Origin of the sequence: Shewanella subflava (assembly GCF_025971955.1) — a bacterium.
Taxonomy (GTDB): domain Bacteria; phylum Pseudomonadota; class Gammaproteobacteria; order Enterobacterales; family Shewanellaceae; genus Shewanella; species Shewanella subflava.
The window spans coordinates 71407-95408 of record NZ_JAPDMX010000003.1 but is presented as its reverse complement, the minus strand read 5'-3'; the positions used below and the strand labels follow the sequence as shown (position 1 = coordinate 95408).

The window sequence follows — 24002 nt, the reverse complement described above, 5'->3', positions numbered from 1 at the left end:
AATATCCACTTAATTAAGTGCTAAAATTTTAAATCTGGATGGGTTTAAGATAATATACGCCCCCTTTTTGTTTCCCCGCTTCAAACATGAGAATTAAAAATGCCGTTTGCTTTAGGTCAACGCTGGATCAGTGATACCGAGTCAGAACTTGGATTAGGCACTGTTGTGCAAGTTGAAGGCCGTATGGTCACATTATTATTTCCTGCAACAGGCGAGAACCGCATGTTCTCCCGTACTGATGCTCCACTGACTAGGGTGATTTTTAATCCTGGTGATACTATTGAAAGTGGTGACGGTTGGCAGCTCACGGTTGAAGAAGTAGAAGAAAAAAATCAAATTATCGTTTATCACGGGATCCACAGTGAAACCCAAGAAAAGGTGAGTTTGAGGGAAACATTATTAAGCCATAATATTCGTTTCAATAAACCACAAGATCGCCTGTTTGCAGGGCAAATCGATCGTTTAGAACGTTTTGGTGTGCGTTATCAGTGCCAATTACTGCGTCATAAACTTGCCACCTCAGATTTACTGGGATTACAAGGCCCGCGCGTTGGTTTAATTGCTCACCAACAATGGATTGCCCATGAAGTTGGCCGTCGTTACGCACCACGTGTATTACTCGCCGATGAAGTGGGTTTAGGTAAAACCATTGAAGCCGGATTAATTATCCACCAACAACTGCTAACTGGCCGAGCAGAACGTATACTCGTGATTGTTCCTGATACCTTAAGGCATCAGTGGTTAGTTGAAATGCTACGCCGCTTTAATTTACGTTTTTCTGTATTTGATGAAGACCGTTGTGTTGAAGCCTATGCTGATAACGACAACCCTTTTTACACTGAGCAACTTGTTATTTGCTCGCTTGAACTATTACGTAAAAAGAAACGCCTTGATCAAGCATTAGATGCCGACTGGGATTTATTGGTAGTCGATGAAGCGCATCATTTAGAGTGGTCTGAAGATGCGCCTAGCCGTGCTTATAAAATCGTCGAAGCCCTCAGCGAAGTCGTCCCTGGTGTGCTGCTGTTAACCGCCACGCCTGATCAGCTAGGTCATCAAAGCCACTTTGCCCGCTTGCGTTTACTTGACCCAGATCGTTTCTATGATTACGACGCATTTTTAAAAGAAGAAGATAGCTATAAAGATGTTGCCGATGCCGCACATGCATTAGCTTCGCAAGGTAAGTTAACTCAAGAAGCCATCAATAGCTTAACTGAGCTGCTATCAGAAAAAGATATCGAGCCTAATATTCGTTTGATCCAAGCTAGCGAGGTTGATGCCACTCAACAACAAGAAGCCCGCGATGAATTATTGCAAGAATTGTTAGACCGCCATGGTACTGGCCGAGTGCTATATCGTAACAGTCGTGCGTCGGTAAAAGGTTTCCCCCAGCGTCATTTTAATGCTTACCCACAAACAATGCCCGAACAATACGTTACCGCTCAGCGCGTCAACGACATGATGGGCGGAGCCAAAACACCTGAAGCCAAAGCTTTGCAGGCATTAAGCCCAGAAAAACTTTATCAGGCTTTTGAGAATGACAGTTCATGGTGGAAATTTGATCCACGCGTAGACTGGTTAATTGATTTTCTCAAAAGTCACCGCAGTAAAAAAGTACTGATCATCGCTAGCTTAGCAGAAACGGCATTGAGCCTTGAAGAAGCCTTGCGCACCCGCGAAGGCATTCAAGCCACGGTGTTCCACGAAGGTATGTCGATTATCGAGCGTGATAAAGCGGGCGCTTACTTTGCACAAGAAGAAGGCGGCGCACAGGCACTGATATGTTCTGAGATTGGCTCTGAAGGTCGTAACTTCCAGTTTGCCAGCCACTTAGTGTTATTTGATTTACCACTCAATCCTGATTTACTTGAGCAGCGTATTGGCCGTTTAGACCGTATTGGCCAAAAAAATGATATTCAAATTCATTTACCTTACTTAGCAGGTACGGCACAAGAGCGTTTAATGCGTTGGTATCATGATGGTTTGAACTCATTCGAGCTAACCTGCCCTAGTGGACACGTATTGTTTAATCAATTTGCTGAAGAACTAACACAGGTTTTGGCCAATGATGATGAGCAAGCATTAACTTTACTGCTTAATCATACCCAACAACAATATAAACAGCTGAAGCACGCGATGGAACAAGGTCGCGATAAGCTATTAGAAATCAACTCGCATGGCGGCGAACGTGCCAATGCATTGATAAAACGCCTGGCAGATAATGACAGCAGCACAGATTTAATCGGTAGTGTTATTCGCTTATGGGACATCATAGGGGTTGATCAAGAAGACAGTGGTGAAAATACCATCGTATTACGTCCAAGTGAGCACATGCTTTATCCCACTTATCCCGGCTTGCCTGAAGATGGTGTAACGGTCACATTTGATCGCGACACCGCATTATCGCGTGATGACATTGCGTTTATCTCGCAAGAGCATCCTATTGTGCAAACTGGCCTAGATTTGATCACAGGTTCAGAAACCGGCACCACAAGCGTCGCGATATTGAAAAACAAAGCCTTACCCGCGGGCACGTTATTCTTAGAACTTATCTACATGGCCGATGCTTCAGCACCTAAATCAACCCAGCTTTATCGTTATATGCCACCCACACCTATCCGTATTTTGTTGGACAAAAACGGCAATAGCATGTCAGACAAAGTCGATTATCAAAGTTTTGATAAGCAGCTCAGTGCGGTTAATCGCCATATTGCCAGTAAATTAGTCAATGCCTCGCAACCGATATTACACCCGTTATTTGCCCATGGTGAAACCCACGCACAAACAGCGTTATCAGAGTTAGTTGCTTCGGCTAAAAATAAAATGAGCCATCAATTAGGGGCTGAGTTAAACCGCCTTGAAGCACTTAAAGCGGTTAACCCCAACATTCGTGATGCTGAATTAGATTACATTCGCAATCAAATCAATGAGCTAAATAGCTATATTGATGATAGTCAGCTACAACTTGATGCGATCCGTATGGTATTAGTCAGCCACGTATAACAGCTTCAAACCGAGGGGCTGCTAATAACAATAAGCACATGACTGATTAACGGGCATGTGCTTATTTTTTTATTAGATTACGCTATGATTGATTGCACAAACAATTGATAACCAAGATTATCAATGCCACAGCGATTGTCGCGACGAGGTTAACTTGCGTCCATTACGTACTTTACAGCGTTTATTATTGAGTCTTTGCTTCATGCCAAGTTTAGTGTTGGCGCAGATTGATTTTTCCCCAATTCCAGCCTCTGAAATTCAAACCATCACCTTAGACGGCAAATCCGCAGAAGTTTTATTAAGATCGTGGAGCGGCAAACAACAACTTGGCTTAGCCGTTATTGTTGGCGCATCTGATACCCAAGCTCAAAGCATGGGGCTTAGCGGTTTTTTGCGCCATCAATTAAATGCTAAAGGCTGGGCAACGCTCAGCTTAACCCCACCAAAAGGGCTATATCGTCCTAACTTTATAACCGAAAGTGAACAAATCAAACAAGCCGGAGACGCTCAACTGACCTTAACGGCAAACCAAGCTGTACCTAAATATAATTCCGAACAGTTACTTGAACTGAGAAACTTTCAGCAAGCGAATTTAACCGAAGCGCTCAATCAACTCACTCCCCTAGGTCAACCCTACCCAGGAGCTAGGATGCTGATTGCGTTTGACGACAGTGCAGGCATGATTACGCACCTGCTTTTTGATAAAAAAATCCCTGTTCCTGATTTACTTATTCTGGTGAATCCTTATCGAGAGTATGAACAACTGATTGAGAAATCAGCGCAACGTAAACCAATAGCCGAACAATTGATGATGATGTCAGTGCCAATTCTGGATTTAATATCTAATGATGCTAATCCACTGGCATTAGAATATGCGCCTATCCGCAAGCAATATAACAGTGCCAAACCGGTTAAATACTATAGCCAATACCATTTAAGTTTAGACTTAGACAACTCAGGTGGTTGGGAAGAGGCTTTAACGCGCATAGAAGGATTTGCTAAACGCGTTATCAATCAATAATACTGCTTCGTTGTTTGCTGGTTAATAAATCAGGCGGGCTTAGACTTGACCATACTTTGACTTGCGCGCTATTACCACCAACCTTGTCTTGGACGGTAAGATTTTTTAGGATCTTTAGTTTGGCGTATCGCAGCAATCACGCGATTTTTACCTAGCAAGACTTTGATTTGGCTTAATGACTCACGGCTTAATAACTGTCTAATAGAACTACTCCAACTGCGATTAATACTGTGTTTTATCGCAGCTATAGCATCGGGCGATGTCAGCTTATATTGCTCAGCAAGTGCCTTAGCACGTAGCATGGCATCATCTACTACTTCTGACACTAGTCCCAAATTTAACGCTTGATCACTTTCTAAAACTTGCGCGGTATAGGTTAAGTGCAGCGCTTTATCTTTGGGCATTATCTGCCTTAAGCTGGCAAGACCGCCCATATCAGGTAATAAGCCCCATTTAGCTTCCATAATGGATAATTTAGTCGCAGGCTCGGCAATTCTCACATCGGCACCCAGCGCGATTTGCATACCGCCGCCATAACAACAGCCTTGCAAAACCGCTATCACCGGCACAGGTAAACGCTGCCAACCCACCGATACTCGTTGCGCTAAATTGGCATTACCCGGTAACCATTTGAACAACAGCGGAATGCCTTTAATGGGGTCATTGGCTAAACTTTTAACATCTAAACCAGAACTAAAATTACCTTCGGCGCCCGACAGAATAACGGCTTTAAGATTGCGATTGTGAGCAATTCGTTTGATCGTTTTATCTATAGCCACAAACATTGCATAGTTAAGCGCATTCATTTTTTCTGGCCGATTTAAACACACATAGGCAATATCATCGCGAATATCGAGCGTCACTAATTCCGTTGTCATGAAACATTTCCTTACTGGTCAGTCCAGATTTTAGACTAACATGTTTGTTGTATTTTGCTAATAGTTATAACATGTCGACTAATTGACCACAGTCAATTTAATGGCATTCCATGCTGTTACAATCACAAACTCAGCATATCGCCTCTGGTAAAATGAGATTGATGAAAGTAAAGCGCTCGACAAATCCAAGTTTGGATGCCTATATCAATCATATTTAACATGAAAATCAGATTAATTTCGCATGTTATTGATGAGTATCCTAGAATAAAAGATAAGATAAAAACGTCTTATAATAATAAATGAACGCCCAAAGAGTGTTACTGGTGGCTCTTATACAGCAGTATCTTCTTTATCTGGGGCGAAATAAGGACAACAAGTCAAGATGACAATTCCCGTATTAATATGTGATGACTCAGCATTAGCCAGAAAACAAATGGCACGCACGCTCCCAAAAGATTGGGATGTGGAAGTGACATTTGCCACTAATGGCGCTGAAGGCCTTGACGCCATTCGAGCGGGAAAAGGTGAGATTGTATTTCTCGATTTAAACATGCCCGTCATGGACGGTTATGAAGTACTTGAAACCGTTCAACAACAAGATTTACCCGCACTGATTATTGTGGTGTCAGGTGATATTCAAATTAAAGCCCACGAGCGCGTAAAAGCCTTAGGGGCTTTAGATTTTATTCAAAAACCCGTCAGCGCAGATGCCATCAGCAATATATTGCAAGAATATGGCATATTAACCCTCACACAAGGTGTCGAAGCCGATGCGCAACCTATGGTCAAAGTTGACCTGAGGGATGCCTGTCAGGAAATTGCCAACGTGGCGATGGGACGTGCGGCAGATCTCCTTGCTAAGTTGCTTGATGTGTTTGTGGTATTGCCTATTCCAAATGTTAATGTATTGGAGGTCAGTGAACTGACCATGGCGCTAAAAGCAACCGAAGAATCATCCACGATTTCGGCTTTGTGCCAAGGGTTTATTGGTGCAGGTGTTGCTGGTGAAGCCTTGTTACTCTTTCATGATTCGAGTTTTGCCGATATGGCCAAGCTTATGAAAATTAATAGCACAGAAGAAACCCATTCCGAAGTAGAAGTGCTAATTGATACAGGTAACGTGCTTATTGGCGCCTTTTTAAGTGGCATATCGGAGCAGCTGGATATGAAATTCAGCCAAAGTCATCCGGTGGTATTAGGGCAGCACTGTACTGTGAACGATCTTATTCATGCCAGTTCTGAAAAATGGCATCGTACCCTTGCCATGGAAATTAATTACCGTATTGAAGATTACAACATCCAATGCGACTTGCTACTTTTGTTTACCGAAGATTCGATACCCACGCTTAACTTTAAGCTTGGCTATCTTCTCGATTAAAGATTGGATATTGCGAATATGTCAAATGATCTAGATGCGATGAATGAACTTCACTGGCTTATCGATATGGTGCAAACCATTGAAGTGGGTTTGATAGTGCTTGATCGTAATTACAACATCCAATTGTGGAATGGCTTTATGGAAAACCATAGCGGTATTTCGCCTAATTCCATCAAAGGGAAAAACCTGTTCACCGCGTTGCCTGACATCCCTGCAGACTGGCTAAAGCAAAAAATGGAATCAGTTTTTTTACTCAAAAATCGTACCTTTATCAGTTGGGAACAACGCCCCTACGTGTTTAAATTTAAAAACTATCGTCCAATTACTGGGCGAGCTGATTTTATGTACCAAAACATAACCTTGCTTCCTTTAGCATCACTCACAGGCAGCATCACCCACATCAGCATTATAGTTTATGATGTCAGTGACATTGCGGTGAACAAATTGCAGCTTAAAGCGATGAATGAACAGCTTGAAGAATTAAGCCAAACCGATGGCTTAACTCAATTGCATAACCGTCGACATTGGCAAGTCTGCATGGAGCGGGAGTTTGAACGCTTTGCTCGTTATCAAGATCAAGCTTCTTTAATCATGATCGATATCGATAACTTCAAACAGATAAATGATAAATATGGCCACCCAGCGGGTGACAAAGTTATTCAACACATTGCTCACTTGTTAAAGCAATCACTCAGGGAAACAGATTGCGCTGGGCGTTATGGCGGTGAAGAATTTGCTATTGTGCTGTCTAAAACAGGTGATACAGATGCCTTGTATTTTACCGAGCGATTACGAAAGAAAATTGAAGCATCTGAAGTTATTTGTGATAACCGCATCATTAAAGTCACAGTAAGCTTAGGAATAAATGAAATAAAGCCCAACAGTGAGAATAGTTCTGTGTGGTTATCTGGCGCGGATAAAGCCTTATACCAAGCCAAACAAAATGGGCGCAATCAAAGTGTTGTGTTTACAGAACCAAGCTAAATCGACTTGATATGTAACCTCAACTCGAGCTAATAAACGCTTACCAAGCAGCCCTTTGTCTTGCTAACTGCGTTTCATGAACGCGCGATAGGCCCGCTATTGACGTGGTCATGCGCCTTGTTTTCAAAACAAATGACAAGTTTGCTACAAAATAAGCTCAAACTGTTGAGTTGTGCTTTTTGAGCCCATCTCTTCATCAGAATTGAGGTTCTGTAAACTAAAAAACCACTCGTAGAGTGGTTTTTTTATATCGACTATATTCTGCTACCGGTTGCGATAGCGTTAGTGCATTTGCGCACTGTCTTCATCATATTCGTCATCTTCATCGTCACCTTCAGCATCGCCGATAAAATATGTTCCCCAACCGTCATAATCCACTTTTTGCTTTGCTGCAAGCGCGAGCAGCTGCTCACAGGCTTTATCTAGCAGAGGCACTTCTAATTTATGATACGCAATCGCATCAAAACAGAAAATAATCTCACCATCATCTAATTCCATTTCTTCCGCATCATTGACTTCAAAACCAAGTTTAAAGGCATCTACAGCCGCTTTCTCTAAACGGTCAAAGTTGCTTGATGAAAAATGATGCTCAATGGTGTATTCAGCATCAGGTTCAGAACCATCAGCAATAAGGGCTTCAACAATTTCGCGGTTTTCGGCTAACTGCTCTTTTAACTGACGCTCGATAGACATGAAATACTCCGAATAACGTAACAATAAAAATGAATCTAATTATTATACTTTATCTTACACGCTAGGTTTAGCCATTAATGCTGCGGCTTCCTGATTTAGCTCTTCATAACGCTTTGCCATAATACCGTGCACTTGACTCGCAAACGTTTTCGCATCGTTTTTATCTAAGCCTTGCGTTGCTATGGGGGCCATCATTTCAACAATCACCACACCATTGTCCCACCGATTCATTTTAATGTGCTTTTGACATGACGCTAATACAGGCACAACTGGCACTTGAGCGGCAATGGCGGTATGAAATGCGCCGACTTTAAGCGGTAATAAGCCGCGCCCACGAGAACGCGTACCCTCAGGAAAAATCCACACTGAAAGTAATTTTTGTTGCATTTTTTTCACCGTTTTAGCCATGGTGTCAAATGCACTAGAACGATTTTTACGATCGATGAGAATATTACCTGTCAGCCAGTAAATTTGGCCAAACAACGGCATCCACGCCAAACTTTTTTTGCCTAAACTCACAGTGGCTTTGGGTACCGCTGAAGTTTGGGTGAATAAATCAAAATTGTTCTGGTGATTACCCAAGTAAATGTTTTGCTGATTAACCACATCAGGTTGTACATAACGGGTAATAACCTTGATACCAAGCACTGGTGATACTGAGGCAAAAATTTTAGCAATCACATGAACATTGTCACGATGCATAGGGCGGACGATACATAAAACCATTGCGAAAACAAAAGCTAAAAACAATAGTATGCCAAGTATTAACGAACGAGCGATTAGCAGCACAACAGACTCCTGCAGATGAATTGGCGACAGTATAACGAGGGCAGCAAATTGACTCAATCAATTTTGCATACATGTGTAAGCTGAAAAAGGCGAAACCGCATAAACATGCCGATTTCGCCTACGAACATTGCTGACTTGTAATCTAACGTATTACCGTAGCGTTGGACTGATTGACACGTGAAATAGCTGATCTAAACAGGAAAGCACTTATCGCTAGCGTCGCAACAATAGCTGCGCCACTGGGGAGATCGTAACTTGCCGACAATGCCAGACCAAAGATATACCCTATCACTCCGACACCATAGGCAAGCGCTAACTTAGCTTTACCCAGGTATTTGTTTAAGGCTAATGCAGGTAAAATTAACGTACTAAAGACTAAATATACGCCAACTAACTCAACCGATAAGGTGATGACCATAGCAAATAAAAAATAAAAGCTGATCCCATCTAGCAAATTCGGTTTAATGGCTATGGCCACTAAAATCAACGCAGAAACTATGGCTGGTAACAATAATTGCGACCAACTCACCCATAGAATTTGCCCCGACATCAACTGCTTTAACAATTCAGCGCCGTGGGGGTCATTCGCCAATAACAACATAGCGCCCACTGCACTCAACACATAAAAACAGCCAATAAATGCTTCAAGCTCACCTTTAAACTTAGTTGCCATCCAAGCAATTACCCCTGCACCTGCTAACGCAAATAACGCTGGCATCCACACATGTGAAAAAGGCAACTGCTCTATATCATGGTCAATGTGCGACACAATAGCGCCCAATGCTGCAACCTGTGCAATGGCCAAATCAATAAAGATAATGCCACGCTTTAACACTTGCTGACCTAATACCACATGGGTAGATAGCACCAGTAAACCTGCCACAAAGGCAGGTAACAGGATAGAGACTAGCTCAATATCAAACATAGGCTATTGCACTCCGTTCAATAGCACCAACACGTTATCGTAAAGACTAATTAAATCGGTGCTTTGCTCGTTACCGCCCACAGACATTGGCAACATTAGCACAGGCAAATTGGCACGCTCACCTAACCATTGAGCCCCTCTATCGTCATGATACGAAGCGACCACAATTGCCATCACATCACCTTTTTCAGCTCGCGCTAAAAGCGTGGCTAAATGGCTACTGGTAGGTGCTAAACCCGGTTTGGGCTCTAAGTCGGCCACTTGCTCAATGCCAGTCCAGTTAAACAAATAACGGAAACTTGAATGGTAACCAATGACTTTTTTACCTTGTAATGGTTTAGCAAGCGCTTGCCATTGTGGGATTTTAGCCTGCCATTGCTCGCTAAATTCGTTAAATGCTGCCTCATATTGGGGTTTGTTTTGTGGATCGAGTTGGATTAATTTCGCCGATAGACCTTTGGCAACCTCAAGCAGTTTAGTTGGGTCAAAATGTAAATGAGGATTACCTTTGGCGTGCACATCCCCCATCGACCGATCAACATTGTCGAGTTGATCTAAAGTTTCAGTATGCTCGGCGGCATAAAATAGCCCTTCGTCAGTTGAACGAACCTTGCTATTTGATGCTTTCATTTGCAACATAGGCAGCCAGCCAATTTCTAAATCTGCACCGGCACAAACCACCAAATCCGCCTGACGCATTTTAGCAATCAAACTTGGGCGAGCCTGCACTTGATGTGGATCTTGCATCGCTGTTGTTGCTGAATACACATCAGCCTCTGGCGCTAATGATTTGACTAATGAGGCATATTCTGGCTCACAGGCAAACACGTTTAATTCGGCATAGGCCGCAGTTGAGCAAACTAATGCTGCCAATCCCGCGACGGCCTTTATCAGTTTAGAATTGATGCGCACCGTGAGCTCCTAATGCCATAACATATTGAAGGGTGATGATGTTGTCATCTTCGAAACCATCAAAGTTAGTTCCTTTCTGGTTAGTATACTGTAAACGCACAGTAGAGAAATGACTGTGATGCCACGCCAAGCTCAATTCCGTTTCCTTCAGTTTTTGTGCATCTAAGTGTTCGCCATGCACTTCATGGGTATCCACTTCGCCATAACGTAAACCTGCAGACCAATGAGGTGTAAACTGATACACACCACTGACATACCAACCTTGATGATAATCATCACTTTTTTCAGTGCTTAAAATATCGTGGTCGTGTTCTTCAAATGAGAAAATATCAGTCACGCGGAAATATTCACCACTTAATGTTAAGTGTTGATATTTGTAGTTACCATTAGGTGCCCACTTATAGACGAAATCGGCAATATAGGTATTTTCACCCGAGTAAGCAGCATTATGGTTGTGACCGCTGTGATCGTGCTCTTCTGCAATATGTGGCTCATCATCATGTTCTTCTTCAATGAAACCCATACCGTTTTCGTTACGTAAATAACTTAAACCTAACTGCCAAGAGCTAGATGCGCCAATATCACCACCTAATTTTGTGAAAGCAGAATAAACACCAATCGTTTTGTAATCACGCTCAACATGTTCTTCTTCGATGCCGTGCTCGTCATGTTCGTCATGCTCTTCAGCCACTTCAGCTGCACGCATTTTATTGCCTTTAAATGCCTCTAAGCCCATGGTCCAGAATAATTCTGTTGGCGCAACATAGGTTAAGCGCACACCATCATCAAAGTAATGGCCCCCCATAAAGGCTCGGTAAGCACCAGGACGATCAACAAAGGCATCTGTGTGTGGGTGCTGGTTGTTCAAGTAACCCACATCAGATAAAAAGCGACCCGCGCGGATATCAAAACCGGCACCTATGCCCATAGTTTGAATAAAGGCTTCTTCTAGCTCGACTTCGGTATCACTATCATGGACAGCAAGAATGGCAGTCATTTTGCCATAAAACATATCATCGATATTGGCGCTAATCGCTAATTCAGTCTCGCCAAGTCCGAAACCTTCGCCGCGCCCCTCTAAGCCTCTATCACCCGATTGATAATAACCATCTAACACTGCACTGATATTGGGGTTAGTTAAACTTGAATCTTGGGAGAATACCGACGCTGAAACCATTGCACAGCCAACAGAAACTAACGATAAAGGTGTTTTTAAAACAGACATACATACTCCTACGTTTTAGCTCAACCGATTTAAACGGTGCTAAAAAGCATAAACTCACGATCGTCAAAGCAAACCTTGCTGACGATTTAATAAAATAATCAATAACAATTTTCAGTGGGTTTACGAGGCTAAAGGAGGGGCACGGCTGTGGTAATAAAACAGACTGACGGATTCAAACTCAGAAAAAATATCAATATTCGATTGATACTGTTGCTTTTGAACCGGGATAGAAAAAGAAAATGAAGTAAGGGTTTTATTCAGCTGGTGCTGATGAAAACACAAGGTACAGTGATGAGCATTAACACCATCTTTATGATGTTGGGCACTGTGATTTGACGCAGTAAAAGCCAATACCAACAATATGGCACAAAGCCAAATTGCGATATGTTGCTTCAACTGAATGCTCAATCTCACAGATATACCTGATCAGATGTGGTGGAATTAGTGCCACAATTTTAGAAGACACGCCAAAAAAAGCAACCTCTAGATTGTTACAAATCACTTTTTAACAGATTTTGTGCGGCCACAGACAATTCGGCCAAAGTTAGCCATAATTTAAGATAAACTTAAGCTCATCTCCGTAAAATTGCAGCATATTCTGTTTATTTGTAAGGACGAGGACTGACCATGGCTAACTTTCTACGTGAAAATATTGGCATTATCATCACCATGATTGTCATTGGTGTTGTGGTGCTAGGCGGCATTTATTGGGTTGAAGCATCCTTAGCAAGCCAAGAGCAGGTTATTTCCTGATCCTGTTATACATCATGTGACGAGACGACATCTTCTGGCGGCTCAATCAAAATTAAATGATCCATGATGTGCATTACCCCGACCAAAATCACTGATAAGATTATTGTTGGGGTAACAATGTGCATCATGTTATCCATAAAATATCCCGCCAGCCCAGCAAATGCTGCGAGATAAAATCCCGCAATTTTTCCTGCAGTCAGGCTTTTGTGTCGTCCCAACCAAGCTTGACATTTAGGGCACTGAATTTGCGCCCCGATTCCTTTGCCCCGGGTTTGAGTTACCTTTGCCACCGAAAAGCTTTTATGACAAAAAGCACACTGCAATAACATATTGAATCCTTTAGTTAAAAAATCAAATGAACATGGCGTACACAAAAAATGCGTGAGTACTGATTTGATAAATCGCCTGCTCCTGTGGCCTATTATGAGTTAAACTTCGCGTTAATGCCAAAAGCTTATTGGTAATGCAATACAAACACTTTATGATTATTCCTATTAGGGCGTGTTTATCTTTGTTGATAAATTATGCACTAGGCTATTTTCTGCCAGGCAATCACAAATGAACGCCGTTTAGCCCGCTAAATAAGTGAATTTGTAGCCAGAATGGCTGGAAATAACCACTGCCCTTAGGGGTGAGGCTAAAATGACTTTATACTGCGTTGGATAATCTTATCGTAGGGCAGCTATGCCAGCAATTATCCGCCTTGCCTAAAGTCATTTAATCGCTCAACAGAAAAAATAAACAAAGATAAACACGCGCTAGTCTCTTATCTATAAAATCTGCTTAAATTCCAGACGACTCACAGGAAAAATCGATATGTGTAAAATGGTTCTGACGCTAGGCTTAACCCTAGCCTGCCTTTTCGGGGCAAGTAACGTCAACGCTGAAACCCCTACCACACCAGTACAAACGACTGAGCAGGCTTCACACGTCAGTGCTGAAATCCAGCAGAAAATTGCATCATTAACAGCAATGATCCAAGAAGATGTTAATTTATTGCCTCAATCAAAAGGTGAGATTAAATCTATTGCAGAATATCGAATTAAAAACAAAACCATAGAACTACGTAGCTTGATAGATGAGTTAGTCAATGCTGAAAATATTGATTACCCCTTTGTCACCCCGTTAGTACAATCGCAACTCGCGTTTTTAGACAAAGTCGGTGATTACCTCAATAACGATATTACTCGCCTCAAAAGTTCAGTGACAAATTCAAGTGATGACGAAGCAATATTATTACAAGTATCTGCCCGTGAATTTGAGCGCGATCATTACCTTAAAGCAGAGTTACAAACTATCAATTGGGCTGAAAAGGTTAATATTGATGTCAGCAATATCAAGCAGGCATTACGTCAAAGGTTAATCATTCGTGCGGATAAACTGCAAAGCCTAGTGACTTACACCCAAAATGAATTACAAAATGCTGTTGCTGAAGCCACCGCAGCAGGCAAAGACATCAGTGCTGATCAAAAACTGCGGGTAACCAATTTAAAAGAACGCCTTAAGCAAAACAGCACCAGTTTATCAATTGCGGCTGAACTGCTAGACCAGTTACAAATCGACACTGCACATATAAAACAAACCTTATTCAGTGTATCAGGTGATATCACCCAAGATGTTCTGAACTTTAATGTAGCTTCAAGCCTCATTGAAGAATGGATGAGTGTGGCTAAAGATCAAGCGTTAGATAATGGCCCAAGTGTGACATTTAAAATCGTGGTATTTACCTTAATCATTTTCTTAAGCAGTCTCGTTGCCAAGGTAGTGACACGTATCGCCACCAAAGCGGTGAGCTCGTCAAAACTAAAGTTTAGCCAGTTATTACAAGATTTCTTTATTTCTCTATCGAGTAAAGCCATATTTGCCATTGGTTTATTAGTCGCATTATCTCAACTTGGGTTTGAATTGGGGCCACTATTAGCCGGTTTTGGTATTGCAGGTGTGATTATTGGATTTGCATTACAAGATACGTTATCTAACTTTGCATCTGGCATGATGATCCTTATTTATCGACCATTCGATGTGGGTGATTTAATCAATGCAGCCGGCGTCACTGGCCGAGTAAGTCACATGAGCTTAGTGTCTACCACAATTAAAACCTTAGATAACCAACGTCTGATTGTGCCTAACAATAAAATTTGGGGCGATACCATCAATAATATTACCGCGGAACATCAACGCCGTGTGGATTTGGTTTTCGGTATCAGCTATAGCGACAACATTGAGCATGCAGAAACCATTTTGAAGGACATTGTTGCGCAACACCCTAAAGTACAAGCCACGCCGGAGCCGATTGTAAAACTGCACACGTTAGGTGAATCTTCTGTCGACTTTATTGTTAGACCTTGGGTTAAACCGGATGATTATTGGGATGTATATTGGGATATCACCCGCTCCGTGAAAATGCGCTTTGATGCTGAAGGCATTAGCATTCCATTCCCGCAACGTGATGTACACATTTATCAAAAATAGACTGAGTTAACTTCAATAGGGGGGTCATATTTCTCCCCATTAGACTAAGACACAACATAGATAATTTGCACCCATTTTTATTGGGTGCGTTCTTTATTAAGCGACTCACGTTAGGATAAAGCATGACAGTCTCTCATTTTGAATTCTCAAATTTCGTCGCTGGATTTTGGCGGATAAATGCTTGGAATATGAATGTTCAACAACGTCTGGCATTGATAGAACAATATCTGGAATTAGGCGTGACAAGTATGGATCACGCCGATATTTACGGTGTATATGAATGTGAATCATTATTTGGTGAAGCGTTATCTTTAGCACCAAAACTACGCGATAAAATGCAGATTATCAGCAAATGTGGCATTAAACCCATGTTTGGTGGCTTAGATAATCGTTATGTAAACCATTACGACACTAGCAAACAACATATCATTACCAGTGTTGAACGCTCGTTAACCTCACTGAATACCGATTATTTAGACGCACTTTTGATCCATCGTCCCGATCCATTGATGCAAGCTGATGAGGTTGCAGAAGCTTTTTTTCAATTAAACAGCCAAGGTAAAGTAAAGCATTTTGGAGTGTCTAACTTTCTACCACAACAATTTGATTTATTACAGTCAAGATTAGATGCCCCGCTTATCACCAATCAGGTTGAAATTTCAGTGCAATGTTTAACGCACATCCATGATGGCGTGTTAGATCAGTGCCAACGATTAGGCATTAGACCTATGGCGTGGTCATGTTTGGGTGGCGGCGAGTTATTCCATGCTCAAACAGAGCAAGCCCTAAGGTTGAGAAACTGCTTAACCTTAATCGCAGAACAGGTTGGCGCTAAAGATATTAGCCAAGTCATTTATGCTTGGGTAAGAATGTTACCCAGTCAGCCTGTGCCAATTATTGGTAGTGGTAATATTGATCGTATTCGTGCAGCCGTAGACTCAATCAACATCACCCTAGATAAACAACAGTGGTTTAGTATTTGGCAAGCTTCAACGGGACACAGTGTGCCTTAATTCAATAAAAAGCCCCCTACCGATATTCTCAATAGGGGGCTTTTTTAATCTAGTAAGCTAGTCTAAATAAGTCATTTGTCCATATAAATGTGGCCGCTTAGCTTTCACATCCCGCATTTCAAAACGTTTACCATTGTCGAGTGATTCATAGGCAAAAGTCACTTCAGAGGGCATGAATACCGGAAGTTTAAATTCCACTTCAACTTTAAAAGGTCGCTCCCCCACAAACTGCATTAAATGCGCCATACATCTTGCTTTAGACCACATACCATGGGCGAGCACTCTTTCAAACCCAAAACGTTTTGACAGTAATGGGTGCAAATGAATTAAATTATAATCCCCAGAGGCTTTAGCATAATTACGTCCAAGGTCTTCGGTTAAACGCCATTGCTGCACATTATTCCAAGTCATATCAGATGCACGCGGTGGACGCGGACGACGCTTTGCCGATTCAATCCGATATAAATATGTTGAATGCGCCTGCCACACCAATTCATCACCGACATAAATATTCGACTCAAGCACAAACTCTAAGCCCGCATCGGTTTCGGTGCTATTCAGTAGCTGGCATTGCACCGAAAAAACTTCATCACAGTGAACGGGTCTAAATACACTAATACTGTTTTTAAGATGGATCATTCCTAACAAAGGAAAGGTAATCGCTTTATGGGTAAATATCACCGCATGCAATCTAAAAGCCTGCACATAAAGATAGGTGGGGGGGATAACGTTGCCGTTAAAATCAAAACCACACACGTTGGCGTATTGACGGATTTTATCTTTAGATAACATAACATTATCAGCTTGAATCGCAATACTTGGCAGCGGCTTTTGATCCCAACCAGGCTTACGACTAAAAAATATTTTACGATAAAGTGTAAAAAGCGAAGGCATCGCCTTTAAATCCATTTTGTAATCGAAACTCAACGTGTTTACCCTTTTTCAAAACGGCGCTGTTTTACGCCACAGTGATGTATTATAACGCAGAAATTCAACAAAATTGAAATGGATAACACAATACAAGTGCGATGTTATTCACTTTTAAGTCCTATTTTACCTTGGCTAATATATTTTGCTTTACCCAGTAAAGAGTGTCGTAGCAAAATACCGCATCTTTTTACTGATGAAATACCTATCGTGCAAGATAAAAACTTCGATAAACTAAGCCAAAAATTTGCAAAAAACATATACGGAACGACCAAAGGTGAAATCAGGGCTGCAGTTTTATGGCGTGATCTTGCACCACAGATAGCGGCCTTAGGGAATAAATCGCTGCGAATTCTTGATGCGGGCGGCGGATTTGGCTTTCTTAGTCAAAAACTTGCCGCGATGGGGCATGAGGTCGTTTTATGCGATATTTCAGAGCAAATGTTGGCCCAAGCAAAACAACAAATCGATGCAGCAAACACACCACTCAATATCACTTTAGTCCACAGTCCAATTCAAGCGTTAACGACTGAACAGCACGGTCAATTTGATGTGGTTTTATGTCACGCAGTCGCGGAATGGCTAATTGACGCCCAAACAACATTAAAAGGTTTATTGGCCCTTCTAAAGCCACAAGGCCTATTTTCATTGATGTTTTATAACAAAGAGGCCATGCGTTTTCACAGTTTAGTATCAGGTAATTTCGACTATGTCATGCGCGACATGAAAGTTAAAAAAAAGGTCGGTTTAACCCCAACACACCCCTTGTATATTGAAGATGTACGCCTGTGGTTTAATCAGTGGCAGCTTACAATGGTGTGCCAATCGGGTGTCAGAGTGATCAATGATTATTTAAAACATCATTTACCACCTAACTTTGATACTCAGCAGCTAATAGAAATGGAGCTGCTTTATTCACAACGCGAACCTTATTTATCCCTTGGCCGCTATGTGCACTTTTTAGCTAAAAAGGCCTAAGCGACTTCGCTTAAAACAGCTCAATATCATTTTGTGAGCGTTGATCGTCTTTATCTAATGCTTGCAGGTAATCTTGCTCTTGATGATTCACTTTAGACACAATACTCATAGGTAGCGACTTCATCAGAGCTTTACCTGACAGAGGGTGGAATAAGACTTTACGAGGTAAGACTCCCCCCATATCTTCACTGACAATAGGGATGTTTTCTAAGCCAAGATAGTGCCGAACAAAGTCAATATTCGCCTGACCTATTTTTATGCTAATGTGTGGCGTCATTTGTGCGCCACCAAACACTTTGGCTTGTAAGCGTTTGCGACTTCCGCCTTTAGATAAAATCGCATTAATTAACTGTTCCATGGCCCAGTTACCATAACGGCATGAAAAACTGGTTAATTCTTGCCACTCGTTTTGTGACCGTTTTTCAGGCACTAAAAAATGATTCAGTCCACCCACACCCGCAGCGGGATCCCAAATACATGCCGCGACACAAGAGCCTAAGCGTGTATAAATAAGCTCATCTGCTTGGGAGATATAAAACTCACCGGGATCGACACGAATAATGGATTGATGGCCGCTTCCCCCCTCCCAACTATTGGGCGATACTCTCAATTGATGGTTAAGTTCTTGCGGCATGTCATTTCCTTAACAACTAGATTTAACGGCTAAATGCAACTCTGTTGCCAACAGGCCTGCACGGTCGCTCCTTGTTGACGCAATAAATCCGGTATATTTTGTTGTCCGACCAAGTGGCCAGCCCCAATAATAAAGAATAGTTGCTGATCTGATTGTTGCTGCATCATCAGTAACATTTTATCGCTCATTGTATGATTTCGTTGCCACAATAACTGACTTAACAGCTCATCTTCGCCACCAGCTTGCTGTTCCATCATCGCGGCTAAACCCACTTCATCTCCGGTGCGCCAAGCTTGAATTAATGCTCTCATTTCATCATCGGTGGCATTAACAGCTTCATCTAGCATTTGTAATTGAGTTTTTTCTTTAAAGGAGGAAATGAGTTCAAATTGAAAGGCCACACTTTCTAATTCAAGCAATGTTTTTGATTGTCGATTAGAAGCAAACCTAGCATCAACACCCAGATCTGCGCTATAGCCTAGGTTGGCAAAGCGGACCATGCTGATTTGCGCGGCTTGTAACCAAGGTGCAAAGGGCTTAATCGCATTACACAAAGGCTGCATTTGCTGACAATAACGGGCTGTAGTGTGTTGGGCTTTTTGCAGCAACTCTTCAGATGCTGTACCGTATTGAGCCAACAAACTCGCGGTATCGGCTTTTTCTATATCCGCTTCAATCACCAAGGTGGTACTTTTGGCAAAAGCGGCCTCGATTGGCTTTGCCATCGGGTAAAAATCAGCTTTACCGACATGAATAGACCCCAGCAAAAAAGCATCTTGTCCATGCCAGGTGACTTTATAAAATGGCGGTTTGTCTTCAGGCGCAGCACTAGCAGAAAATGGCAGGCTAAGAATAGCGAATATCAGCCATAAAGCGCATTTGCCCCGCAAAGGCAACTTGAGGACATCACAACTAAACCAATGCATCAAAGTACTCCCTATATTTAAACAATTGCGTATTTTCCTTGTTGCATCCATTGCTGAACCTTATAATTTACTCAAATGTGCCGTTAGATTTAGAGATGTTTATGCCGTATACCAAAGTGATGCAACAGTTAAAAGAAAACCTCCAAGTCGCTTACAGGCAAGCGATTGACAGTGATAATCGTTTAGATGAGCTTCGCAAGGCTGGCCATGGTAAGTTTGTCGCTATTTTTAATGAAGAACAAGGGTTTACTCAAAAAAGTAATCGCTTTCTACCCTATGTGCAAGAACTTGCTACTGAATTTGAAACCATGCAAGAAAGTGTCCATACCGCGCCTGAAACCCTAGAAGCGTTCGTGAAAAAACTCGCGATACTTTTACAAACATTACAAGCCTTTAAACTGCAAAGTAAATAGTTTTATCCCCTGCAATGTACAAACATTGCAGGATACTTCAATCTGCCAGTGCCATATCAGTATTAAATTTATTCAAGTTTGAGCCAAAAGTACGACATTATTCTGTCATAAATGATGATTACTATGAGTTAACAACAATCATTAGATCCCATCATGCCTTCAGTTGATTTATCTCAAGCTTTAGATAGCATTATCAATAAGCAATGCATCAATGCTGTATTTCAGCCCATTTTCAATATAAAAAATAACAAGCTCCATGGGTTTGAAGCTTTAAGCCGAGGGCCTGAACATAGTCCATTACATTCACCAGTGCCTTTATTTAAGACAGCAGAACACCTTGGCAAGCTCAGTGAATTAGAAACCCTGTGCAGAAGTATTTCATTAACCGCGTTTAAAAAACGTCAGTTACCCGGAAAGTTGTTTATTAATATTTCGCCAAAGGCATTACTCGATCCTAACCACCCTAAAGGCAGCACCTTAAAACTCATAAAACAATTAGGCTTATCCCCTAGCGATGTGGTGATTGAATTGTCTGAACAATATCCTGCTGACGATATTGATTTATTAAAATCTTGCTTGAATCATTATAGAAATCAAGGTTTTTTAACCGCTATTGATGATCTAGGAGCAGGATATTCAGGGCTAAGATTATGGTCAGAGTTAGCACCCGATTATGTCAAAATTGATCGTCACTTTATTCATCAAATTGATATCACACCCGTAAAACAGGAGTTTGTGCGATCAATTGTTGATTTATGCCAAAGCTTGACCTGCAAAGTCATTGCAGAAGGGATCGAAACCGAAGCTGAGTTAACAATGCTATCTCAATTAGGTGTAAGTTATTGTCAAGGTTACTTACTTGGACGGCCAGAAGTCGAGCCGAACAGAGAATACATTAACGCACCTTTAACGGTCACTTCATTACCCCATACCCGATATTGTGAAACAGCAGACAGTATCTGCCACAATGCCATTGTTGCGACACCAAAAACACAACTAAAACAATTGAGTCAGCAGTTTATTGACCAACCTGCTCTGCAAGCTATTGTGATTGTTGAGGATGATATGCCAAAGGGCATTATTAATCGTGCGACATTATTGGAATTATTTAGCACACCCTACGGGCGAGCATTGCACGAAACTCACCCCGCTAGCGCAGTCATGGATAAGCAGGTATTACAAATTGATGCTAACCAGCCTTTATCGCATGTGAGTCAATTATTAACCTCTGAAGACGCACATACCGTGGCGCAGCAATTTATTATTACCCGTAATCAAAAGTTGATTGGTATTGGCCACACCAAAGATCTGCTACAACGGATTACCGAACACAGAATTAAAATGGCCCGCCATGCAAATCCATTAACTAACTTACCAGGCAATGTGCCTATTCAAGAAGAATTGAAATTACTGCGCGCACAACAAAAACCCTTCTATTTGGCTTATTTGGATTTATGCCACTTTAAACCATATAACGATATTTATGGTTTTTGCCGTGGTGATGAGGTCATTCAACTTGTCGCTAAGCTATTAATTCCACATCAAAATGAGCGATGTTTTGTCGGCCATATCGGCGGCGATGATTTTATCATGATCTGCACCTGCGATAGCACTTTTAGCCATAGCCAACAAATCATTGAACAGTTTGAACACCATAAACAGGCATTTTATCAAGAGGAACATTGGCGGAGTCAAAGCATGCTGGCTGAAGACAGAAAAGGAGAGCTAATACATCATCCGTTGATTTCATTATGTATTGGCATATTGCCTCCCAGCATGACGTCTAATGCAACAGAACATGAGTTGTCGACTTTAAGTGCACAAGCAAAAAAACAGGCAAAACTCGCTGAGAGCGGACTTTACCTGTTTTCGCAGCCAACACTGAGTGTAAACGTGGCTTAATTGCTTGCAGCCTGATTTAGCTGTGGGGCGATAGTGCGTGTTAACCAGTTATCAATCATTGTTGTTTCAGCTTGAAATGGACGTTCATTCACACGGTTAAGTCGCTGCATGAATCCCATATCGGTTAATTTTTCATCGCCTGCCATAATGACCTGCTCGCCCTCCAAAATCTGGTAGGTGAACGTTATTCTTGGTGGGTAGAGTTCTTTTACAACGCGTAAATCACCGGTTGTTGCCCCAAAGGTTGGACGCATATCACCGGCGAGATCGACATCAGACACCTGCATCACCAGCTTCTGATTTGGCTTTAAGGTTTTTTCCGCTTTTTTGTTAATGTTTTTGGTCATGGTTTCAAAAAAGCGATTTTCAAAACGCGATTGCAATTCATTAGAGGATTTAATATCGCGATAATTTTCAGGCTCCTGCCACTCAACCTTAACAACGCCATTTTCAGTCACAGGATTTGTGACTTGAGCTTCTTCAGCAATGGCAAAATGACTAATCAATAGGCCTGCAATGAGTAAAGGTTTGATATTCATAATGTGTCTCCTAGACGGTTTCAAACGGGCAATTAGGGCAATAACCATACTCTAACAAACACAACCTGTATCGTTGCTTAACATAAGCTAAATTAACCGCCTTTTATCAGCAAGACACAGTGGAGAGTCAGTGGCTAAAAAACCATCAACAGACAATGACTATAATCGTTCAGCTTTCATTCAATAAACTTAGGCTAATATGCGTTTTCGAAAATTAAACACCTTACTGTTAACGACTGTTCAAGGATCTAACATCGTAACGAAGTGCGACTCATCCTACGGAATCAGATACTATGAAAACAATGAACAACGCAGCAAAACGTGTTTCTTTAGCCGCCATATTGGCCACTGCGGTGGTGGGTATGGCGATTGCAACGCCGAGTAAGGCAAACGAAATACAAAATGAATTGCTGACACAACATACCGTACAGCTCAATGAACAAGCCGTGCAAAACGAACTGCAATATGAATTGAAGTTAGAAAAGCAGTTAACGCAACAAGTGGCCAATGCTGAAAGCCGATATGTAGCGCAGATTTGTCAACAGCATGATCTGCCCTACGATAACGAAACATCAACCTGTCGTCGTTAATCAAAAAATTATAACCAAAAGCCCTGATATTTCGGGGCTTTTTGCTAAAATGGAAACCTTGCACTCAACTTAGGATAGGTTTGCTTAAGTATTTTGGGTTTAGTCGAAAACTTTTTCCCTGCTGGGGATTTACTGCCAGAGGGAACAAAAGGCAGTTCTTCATCAGTGCGATCCTCATAAAGCTTACCCGCTATTAAATCGAAGTCTTCAACAAAAGGATAAGCATAATTATCCTTCAACGGCCAATCGACTAAATCCCCTAAACAATCAGGATCATTCACAATATTGTCGTACCATTGTTGGCCCAACGACAGAATAAAACACCGAAACTCAGCAAAGGCATAATCGGAATCACAACCAGTAATAATGTAAGCGGCGCCCCAAATTGACCAGGTATAACTTCGGCGCAATTGTTGGCCAAATATTTTATCAAATGCTTTTAATGATTCATTATCTAATTCAGCTAATGATTGCTCTAATTGCAATGCCAATTGCTCTGAAGATTGGTCTGCATGACTGCGTGTCACCAGCTGCCAAAATTGTGTTTCAGTCATCGCACTTCCCCCTGCCTACAAAATTGCGATATTCTACCGCAAATCAGTCTCATCAAGTGAACAAAATGACTCAAAACAAGCGACCATTTAGTATTTTATTACTGATAGTGTTATACAGCCTCTTTACCCTCATTGCTGTTTGGCGAGCCACACAATATGCCTCGTTTGATATTTTAACTATGGGGGTTCTTCCGGTATTGGTTGGTCTTTTGATGCAAGCTAGATGGGCAAAGGTCGTGCTGTTTTTCCACTTAGGCTTACAAACTTTAGTGTTTGTCGCTTTGACTACAACGGCTGTTATTGCCTACCAAATTACACCTGAAGATGTGAAGCTGGAATTTGCAGGTTACAATATTTCCATCACTCTCGCCGTAGTCGTTGCAATAACATTACTGGCAATCCAATGGTGGGCAGCATTACATCATAAAACCCGCGCATACCTTAATACGCAGGGTATTTCGACAACAGCGTGATAACTCGTCCTATGGCAAAA

25 protein-coding genes are annotated in these 24002 nt (G+C 41.8%); 12 read left to right on the top strand and 13 right to left on the bottom strand.

Annotated features, from left to right (window positions below; all coding sequences use genetic code 11):
• Positions 1 to 99: 99 nt before the first annotated feature.
• A complete protein-coding gene (rapA, locus tag OHT75_RS02525) occupies positions 100 to 3003 on the top strand; it encodes an RNA polymerase-associated protein RapA (protein ID WP_264724838.1) in 2904 nt (967 codons plus the stop codon).
• 88 nt (positions 3004 to 3091) lie between these two features.
• Positions 3092 to 4024 (top strand): alpha/beta hydrolase family protein, encoded by a 933-nt coding sequence (locus OHT75_RS02520; RefSeq protein WP_264724837.1) that lies wholly within the window; start codon positions 3092 to 3094, stop codon positions 4022 to 4024.
• A gap of 71 nt (positions 4025 to 4095) precedes the next feature.
• Here the strand turns inward: OHT75_RS02520 and OHT75_RS02515 are convergent, their stop codons facing one another.
• Positions 4096 to 4902 carry a crotonase/enoyl-CoA hydratase family protein gene (locus OHT75_RS02515; RefSeq protein WP_264724836.1) on the bottom strand — a complete coding sequence of 269 codons (807 nt, stop codon included), beginning with the start codon at positions 4900 to 4902 and terminating at the stop codon, positions 4096 to 4098.
• Positions 4903 to 5284: 382 nt separating this feature from the next.
• Between OHT75_RS02515 and OHT75_RS02510 the strand changes: the two genes are divergently transcribed.
• Together OHT75_RS02510 and OHT75_RS02505 are read left to right on the top strand one after the other, a co-directional pair.
• Positions 5285 to 6280 carry a response regulator gene (locus OHT75_RS02510; protein WP_264724835.1) on the top strand — a complete coding sequence of 332 codons (996 nt, stop codon included), beginning with the start codon at positions 5285 to 5287 and terminating at the stop codon, positions 6278 to 6280.
• Between the two features lie 18 nt (positions 6281 to 6298).
• The gene (locus OHT75_RS02505; RefSeq protein ID WP_264724834.1) at positions 6299 to 7264 is read left to right on the top strand and encodes a sensor domain-containing diguanylate cyclase; all 966 of its coding nucleotides are present in this window, start codon (positions 6299 to 6301) and stop codon (positions 7262 to 7264) included.
• Positions 7265 to 7546: 282 nt separating this feature from the next.
• Here the strand turns inward: OHT75_RS02505 and rraB are convergent, their stop codons facing one another.
• From rraB to OHT75_RS02475, 6 genes are all read right to left on the bottom strand, one after another.
• Positions 7547 to 7957, bottom strand: a complete 411-nt coding sequence (rraB, locus tag OHT75_RS02500; protein WP_264724833.1) for a ribonuclease E inhibitor RraB — start codon at positions 7955 to 7957, stop codon at positions 7547 to 7549.
• 54 nt (positions 7958 to 8011) lie between these two features.
• The gene (locus OHT75_RS02495) at positions 8012 to 8746 is read right to left on the bottom strand and encodes a 1-acylglycerol-3-phosphate O-acyltransferase (protein WP_264724832.1); all 735 of its coding nucleotides are present in this window, start codon (positions 8744 to 8746) and stop codon (positions 8012 to 8014) included.
• Between the two features lie 142 nt (positions 8747 to 8888).
• The gene (locus tag OHT75_RS02490; RefSeq protein ID WP_264724830.1) at positions 8889 to 9671 is read right to left on the bottom strand and encodes a metal ABC transporter permease; all 783 of its coding nucleotides are present in this window, start codon (positions 9669 to 9671) and stop codon (positions 8889 to 8891) included.
• A gap of 3 nt (positions 9672 to 9674) precedes the next feature.
• Positions 9675 to 10583 (bottom strand): metal ABC transporter solute-binding protein, Zn/Mn family, encoded by a 909-nt coding sequence (locus OHT75_RS02485; protein WP_264724829.1) that lies wholly within the window; start codon positions 10581 to 10583, stop codon positions 9675 to 9677.
• Positions 10567 to 11808 (bottom strand): hypothetical protein, encoded by a 1242-nt coding sequence (locus OHT75_RS02480; RefSeq protein ID WP_264724828.1) that lies wholly within the window; start codon positions 11806 to 11808, stop codon positions 10567 to 10569. Before OHT75_RS02480 ends, OHT75_RS02485 begins: the two co-directional genes overlap by 17 nt.
• 120 nt (positions 11809 to 11928) lie before the next feature.
• Positions 11929 to 12222, bottom strand: coding sequence for an ABC-type zinc uptake system zinc chaperone (locus OHT75_RS02475; RefSeq protein ID WP_264724826.1), 294 nt, complete (start codon positions 12220 to 12222; stop codon positions 11929 to 11931).
• Positions 12223 to 12435: 213 nt separating this feature from the next.
• Between OHT75_RS02475 and OHT75_RS02470 the strand changes: the two genes are divergently transcribed.
• Entirely contained in the window at positions 12436 to 12561 is a 126-nt protein-coding gene (locus tag OHT75_RS02470) for a hypothetical protein (RefSeq protein WP_261298844.1), read from the top strand.
• Between the two features lie 5 nt (positions 12562 to 12566).
• Here OHT75_RS02470 and OHT75_RS02465 read toward each other — a convergent pair whose 3' ends face one another.
• Positions 12567 to 12890: a hypothetical protein gene (locus tag OHT75_RS02465; protein ID WP_264724825.1), complete on the bottom strand. Its 324-nt coding sequence runs from the start codon at positions 12888 to 12890 to the stop codon at positions 12567 to 12569.
• Positions 12891 to 13377: 487 nt separating this feature from the next.
• Between OHT75_RS02465 and OHT75_RS02460 the strand changes: the two genes are divergently transcribed.
• Positions 13378 to 15033, top strand: coding sequence for a mechanosensitive ion channel family protein (locus OHT75_RS02460; protein WP_264724824.1), 1656 nt, complete (start codon positions 13378 to 13380; stop codon positions 15031 to 15033).
• Positions 15034 to 15155: 122 nt separating this feature from the next.
• Positions 15156 to 16046 (top strand): aldo/keto reductase, encoded by an 891-nt coding sequence (locus OHT75_RS02455; RefSeq protein ID WP_264724823.1) that lies wholly within the window; start codon positions 15156 to 15158, stop codon positions 16044 to 16046.
• A 57-nt stretch (positions 16047 to 16103) separates the two neighbouring features.
• On the opposite strand, the gene OHT75_RS02450 is transcribed toward OHT75_RS02455, so the two are convergent.
• On the bottom strand, positions 16104 to 16940 hold the full coding sequence (locus OHT75_RS02450) for a MaoC family dehydratase (protein WP_264724822.1): 837 nt from the start codon (positions 16938 to 16940) through the stop codon (positions 16104 to 16106).
• 243 nt (positions 16941 to 17183) lie between these two features.
• Between OHT75_RS02450 and OHT75_RS02445 the strand changes: the two genes are divergently transcribed.
• Positions 17184 to 17951 carry a methyltransferase domain-containing protein gene (locus OHT75_RS02445; protein ID WP_264725136.1) on the top strand — a complete coding sequence of 256 codons (768 nt, stop codon included), beginning with the start codon at positions 17184 to 17186 and terminating at the stop codon, positions 17949 to 17951.
• A gap of 10 nt (positions 17952 to 17961) precedes the next feature.
• On the opposite strand, the gene OHT75_RS02440 is transcribed toward OHT75_RS02445, so the two are convergent.
• Together OHT75_RS02440 and OHT75_RS02435 are read right to left on the bottom strand one after the other, a co-directional pair.
• Positions 17962 to 18585: a chemoreceptor glutamine deamidase CheD gene (locus tag OHT75_RS02440; protein WP_264724821.1), complete on the bottom strand. Its 624-nt coding sequence runs from the start codon at positions 18583 to 18585 to the stop codon at positions 17962 to 17964.
• 29 nt (positions 18586 to 18614) lie between these two features.
• Positions 18615 to 19511 carry a TraB/GumN family protein gene (locus OHT75_RS02435; protein ID WP_264724820.1) on the bottom strand — a complete coding sequence of 299 codons (897 nt, stop codon included), beginning with the start codon at positions 19509 to 19511 and terminating at the stop codon, positions 18615 to 18617.
• Positions 19512 to 19612: 101 nt separating this feature from the next.
• On the opposite strand from OHT75_RS02435, the gene OHT75_RS02430 reads away from it, so the two are divergent.
• The gene (locus OHT75_RS02430; protein WP_264724819.1) at positions 19613 to 19924 is read left to right on the top strand and encodes a prephenate dehydrogenase; all 312 of its coding nucleotides are present in this window, start codon (positions 19613 to 19615) and stop codon (positions 19922 to 19924) included.
• A gap of 153 nt (positions 19925 to 20077) precedes the next feature.
• Positions 20078 to 21826 (top strand): GGDEF domain-containing protein, encoded by a 1749-nt coding sequence (locus OHT75_RS02425; protein WP_264724817.1) that lies wholly within the window; start codon positions 20078 to 20080, stop codon positions 21824 to 21826.
• Here OHT75_RS02425 and OHT75_RS02420 read toward each other — a convergent pair.
• Positions 21823 to 22365 (bottom strand): DUF3016 domain-containing protein, encoded by a 543-nt coding sequence (locus OHT75_RS02420; RefSeq protein WP_264724816.1) that lies wholly within the window; start codon positions 22363 to 22365, stop codon positions 21823 to 21825. The genes OHT75_RS02425 and OHT75_RS02420 overlap by 4 nt on opposite strands.
• Before the next feature lie 293 nt (positions 22366 to 22658).
• Between OHT75_RS02420 and OHT75_RS02415 the strand changes: the two genes are divergently transcribed.
• On the top strand, positions 22659 to 22955 hold the full coding sequence (locus tag OHT75_RS02415) for a hypothetical protein (RefSeq protein ID WP_264724815.1): 297 nt from the start codon (positions 22659 to 22661) through the stop codon (positions 22953 to 22955).
• 44 nt (positions 22956 to 22999) lie between these two features.
• On the opposite strand, the gene OHT75_RS02410 is transcribed toward OHT75_RS02415, so the two are convergent.
• A complete protein-coding gene (locus tag OHT75_RS02410) occupies positions 23000 to 23509 on the bottom strand; it encodes a DUF4240 domain-containing protein (protein ID WP_264724814.1) in 510 nt (169 codons plus the stop codon).
• Between the two features lie 65 nt (positions 23510 to 23574).
• On the opposite strand from OHT75_RS02410, the gene OHT75_RS02405 reads away from it, so the two are divergent.
• Positions 23575 to 23982: a hypothetical protein gene (locus OHT75_RS02405; RefSeq protein ID WP_264724813.1), complete on the top strand. Its 408-nt coding sequence runs from the start codon at positions 23575 to 23577 to the stop codon at positions 23980 to 23982.
• Positions 23983 to 24002 lie beyond the last annotated feature (20 nt).

Excerpts from the sequence above, each read along its gene's own strand:
- rapA (WP_264724838.1), top strand. The coding sequence starts at position 100 with ATGCCGTTTGCTTTAGGTCAACGCTGGATCAGTGATACCGAGTCAGAA.
- OHT75_RS02510 (WP_264724835.1), top strand. The coding sequence starts at position 5,285 with ATGACAATTCCCGTATTAATATGTGATGACTCAGCATTAGCCAGAAAA.
- rraB (WP_264724833.1), bottom strand. The coding sequence starts at position 7,957 with ATGTCTATCGAGCGTCAGTTAAAAGAGCAGTTAGCCGAAAACCGCGAA.
- OHT75_RS02465 (WP_264724825.1), bottom strand. The coding sequence starts at position 12,890 with ATGTTATTGCAGTGTGCTTTTTGTCATAAAAGCTTTTCGGTGGCAAAG.
- OHT75_RS02440 (WP_264724821.1), bottom strand. The coding sequence starts at position 18,585 with ATGCCGCAAGAACTTAACCATCAATTGAGAGTATCGCCCAATAGTTGG.
- OHT75_RS02430 (WP_264724819.1), top strand. The coding sequence starts at position 19,613 with ATGCCGTATACCAAAGTGATGCAACAGTTAAAAGAAAACCTCCAAGTC.
- OHT75_RS02470 (WP_261298844.1), top strand. The coding sequence starts at position 12,436 with ATGGCTAACTTTCTACGTGAAAATATTGGCATTATCATCACCATGATT.
- OHT75_RS02455 (WP_264724823.1), top strand. The coding sequence starts at position 15,156 with ATGACAGTCTCTCATTTTGAATTCTCAAATTTCGTCGCTGGATTTTGG.
- OHT75_RS02425 (WP_264724817.1), top strand. The coding sequence starts at position 20,078 with ATGCCTTCAGTTGATTTATCTCAAGCTTTAGATAGCATTATCAATAAG.
- OHT75_RS02515 (WP_264724836.1), bottom strand. The coding sequence starts at position 4,902 with ATGACAACGGAATTAGTGACGCTCGATATTCGCGATGATATTGCCTAT.
- OHT75_RS02505 (WP_264724834.1), top strand. The coding sequence starts at position 6,299 with ATGTCAAATGATCTAGATGCGATGAATGAACTTCACTGGCTTATCGAT.
- OHT75_RS02415 (WP_264724815.1), top strand. The coding sequence starts at position 22,659 with ATGAAAACAATGAACAACGCAGCAAAACGTGTTTCTTTAGCCGCCATA.
- OHT75_RS02480 (WP_264724828.1), bottom strand. The coding sequence starts at position 11,808 with ATGTCTGTTTTAAAAACACCTTTATCGTTAGTTTCTGTTGGCTGTGCA.
- OHT75_RS02490 (WP_264724830.1), bottom strand. The coding sequence starts at position 9,671 with ATGTTTGATATTGAGCTAGTCTCTATCCTGTTACCTGCCTTTGTGGCA.
- OHT75_RS02420 (WP_264724816.1), bottom strand. The coding sequence starts at position 22,365 with ATGAATATCAAACCTTTACTCATTGCAGGCCTATTGATTAGTCATTTT.
- OHT75_RS02460 (WP_264724824.1), top strand. The coding sequence starts at position 13,378 with ATGTGTAAAATGGTTCTGACGCTAGGCTTAACCCTAGCCTGCCTTTTC.
- OHT75_RS02435 (WP_264724820.1), bottom strand. The coding sequence starts at position 19,511 with ATGCATTGGTTTAGTTGTGATGTCCTCAAGTTGCCTTTGCGGGGCAAA.
- OHT75_RS02405 (WP_264724813.1), top strand. The coding sequence starts at position 23,575 with ATGACTCAAAACAAGCGACCATTTAGTATTTTATTACTGATAGTGTTA.
- OHT75_RS02450 (WP_264724822.1), bottom strand. The coding sequence starts at position 16,940 with ATGCCTTCGCTTTTTACACTTTATCGTAAAATATTTTTTAGTCGTAAG.
- OHT75_RS02410 (WP_264724814.1), bottom strand. The coding sequence starts at position 23,509 with ATGACTGAAACACAATTTTGGCAGCTGGTGACACGCAGTCATGCAGAC.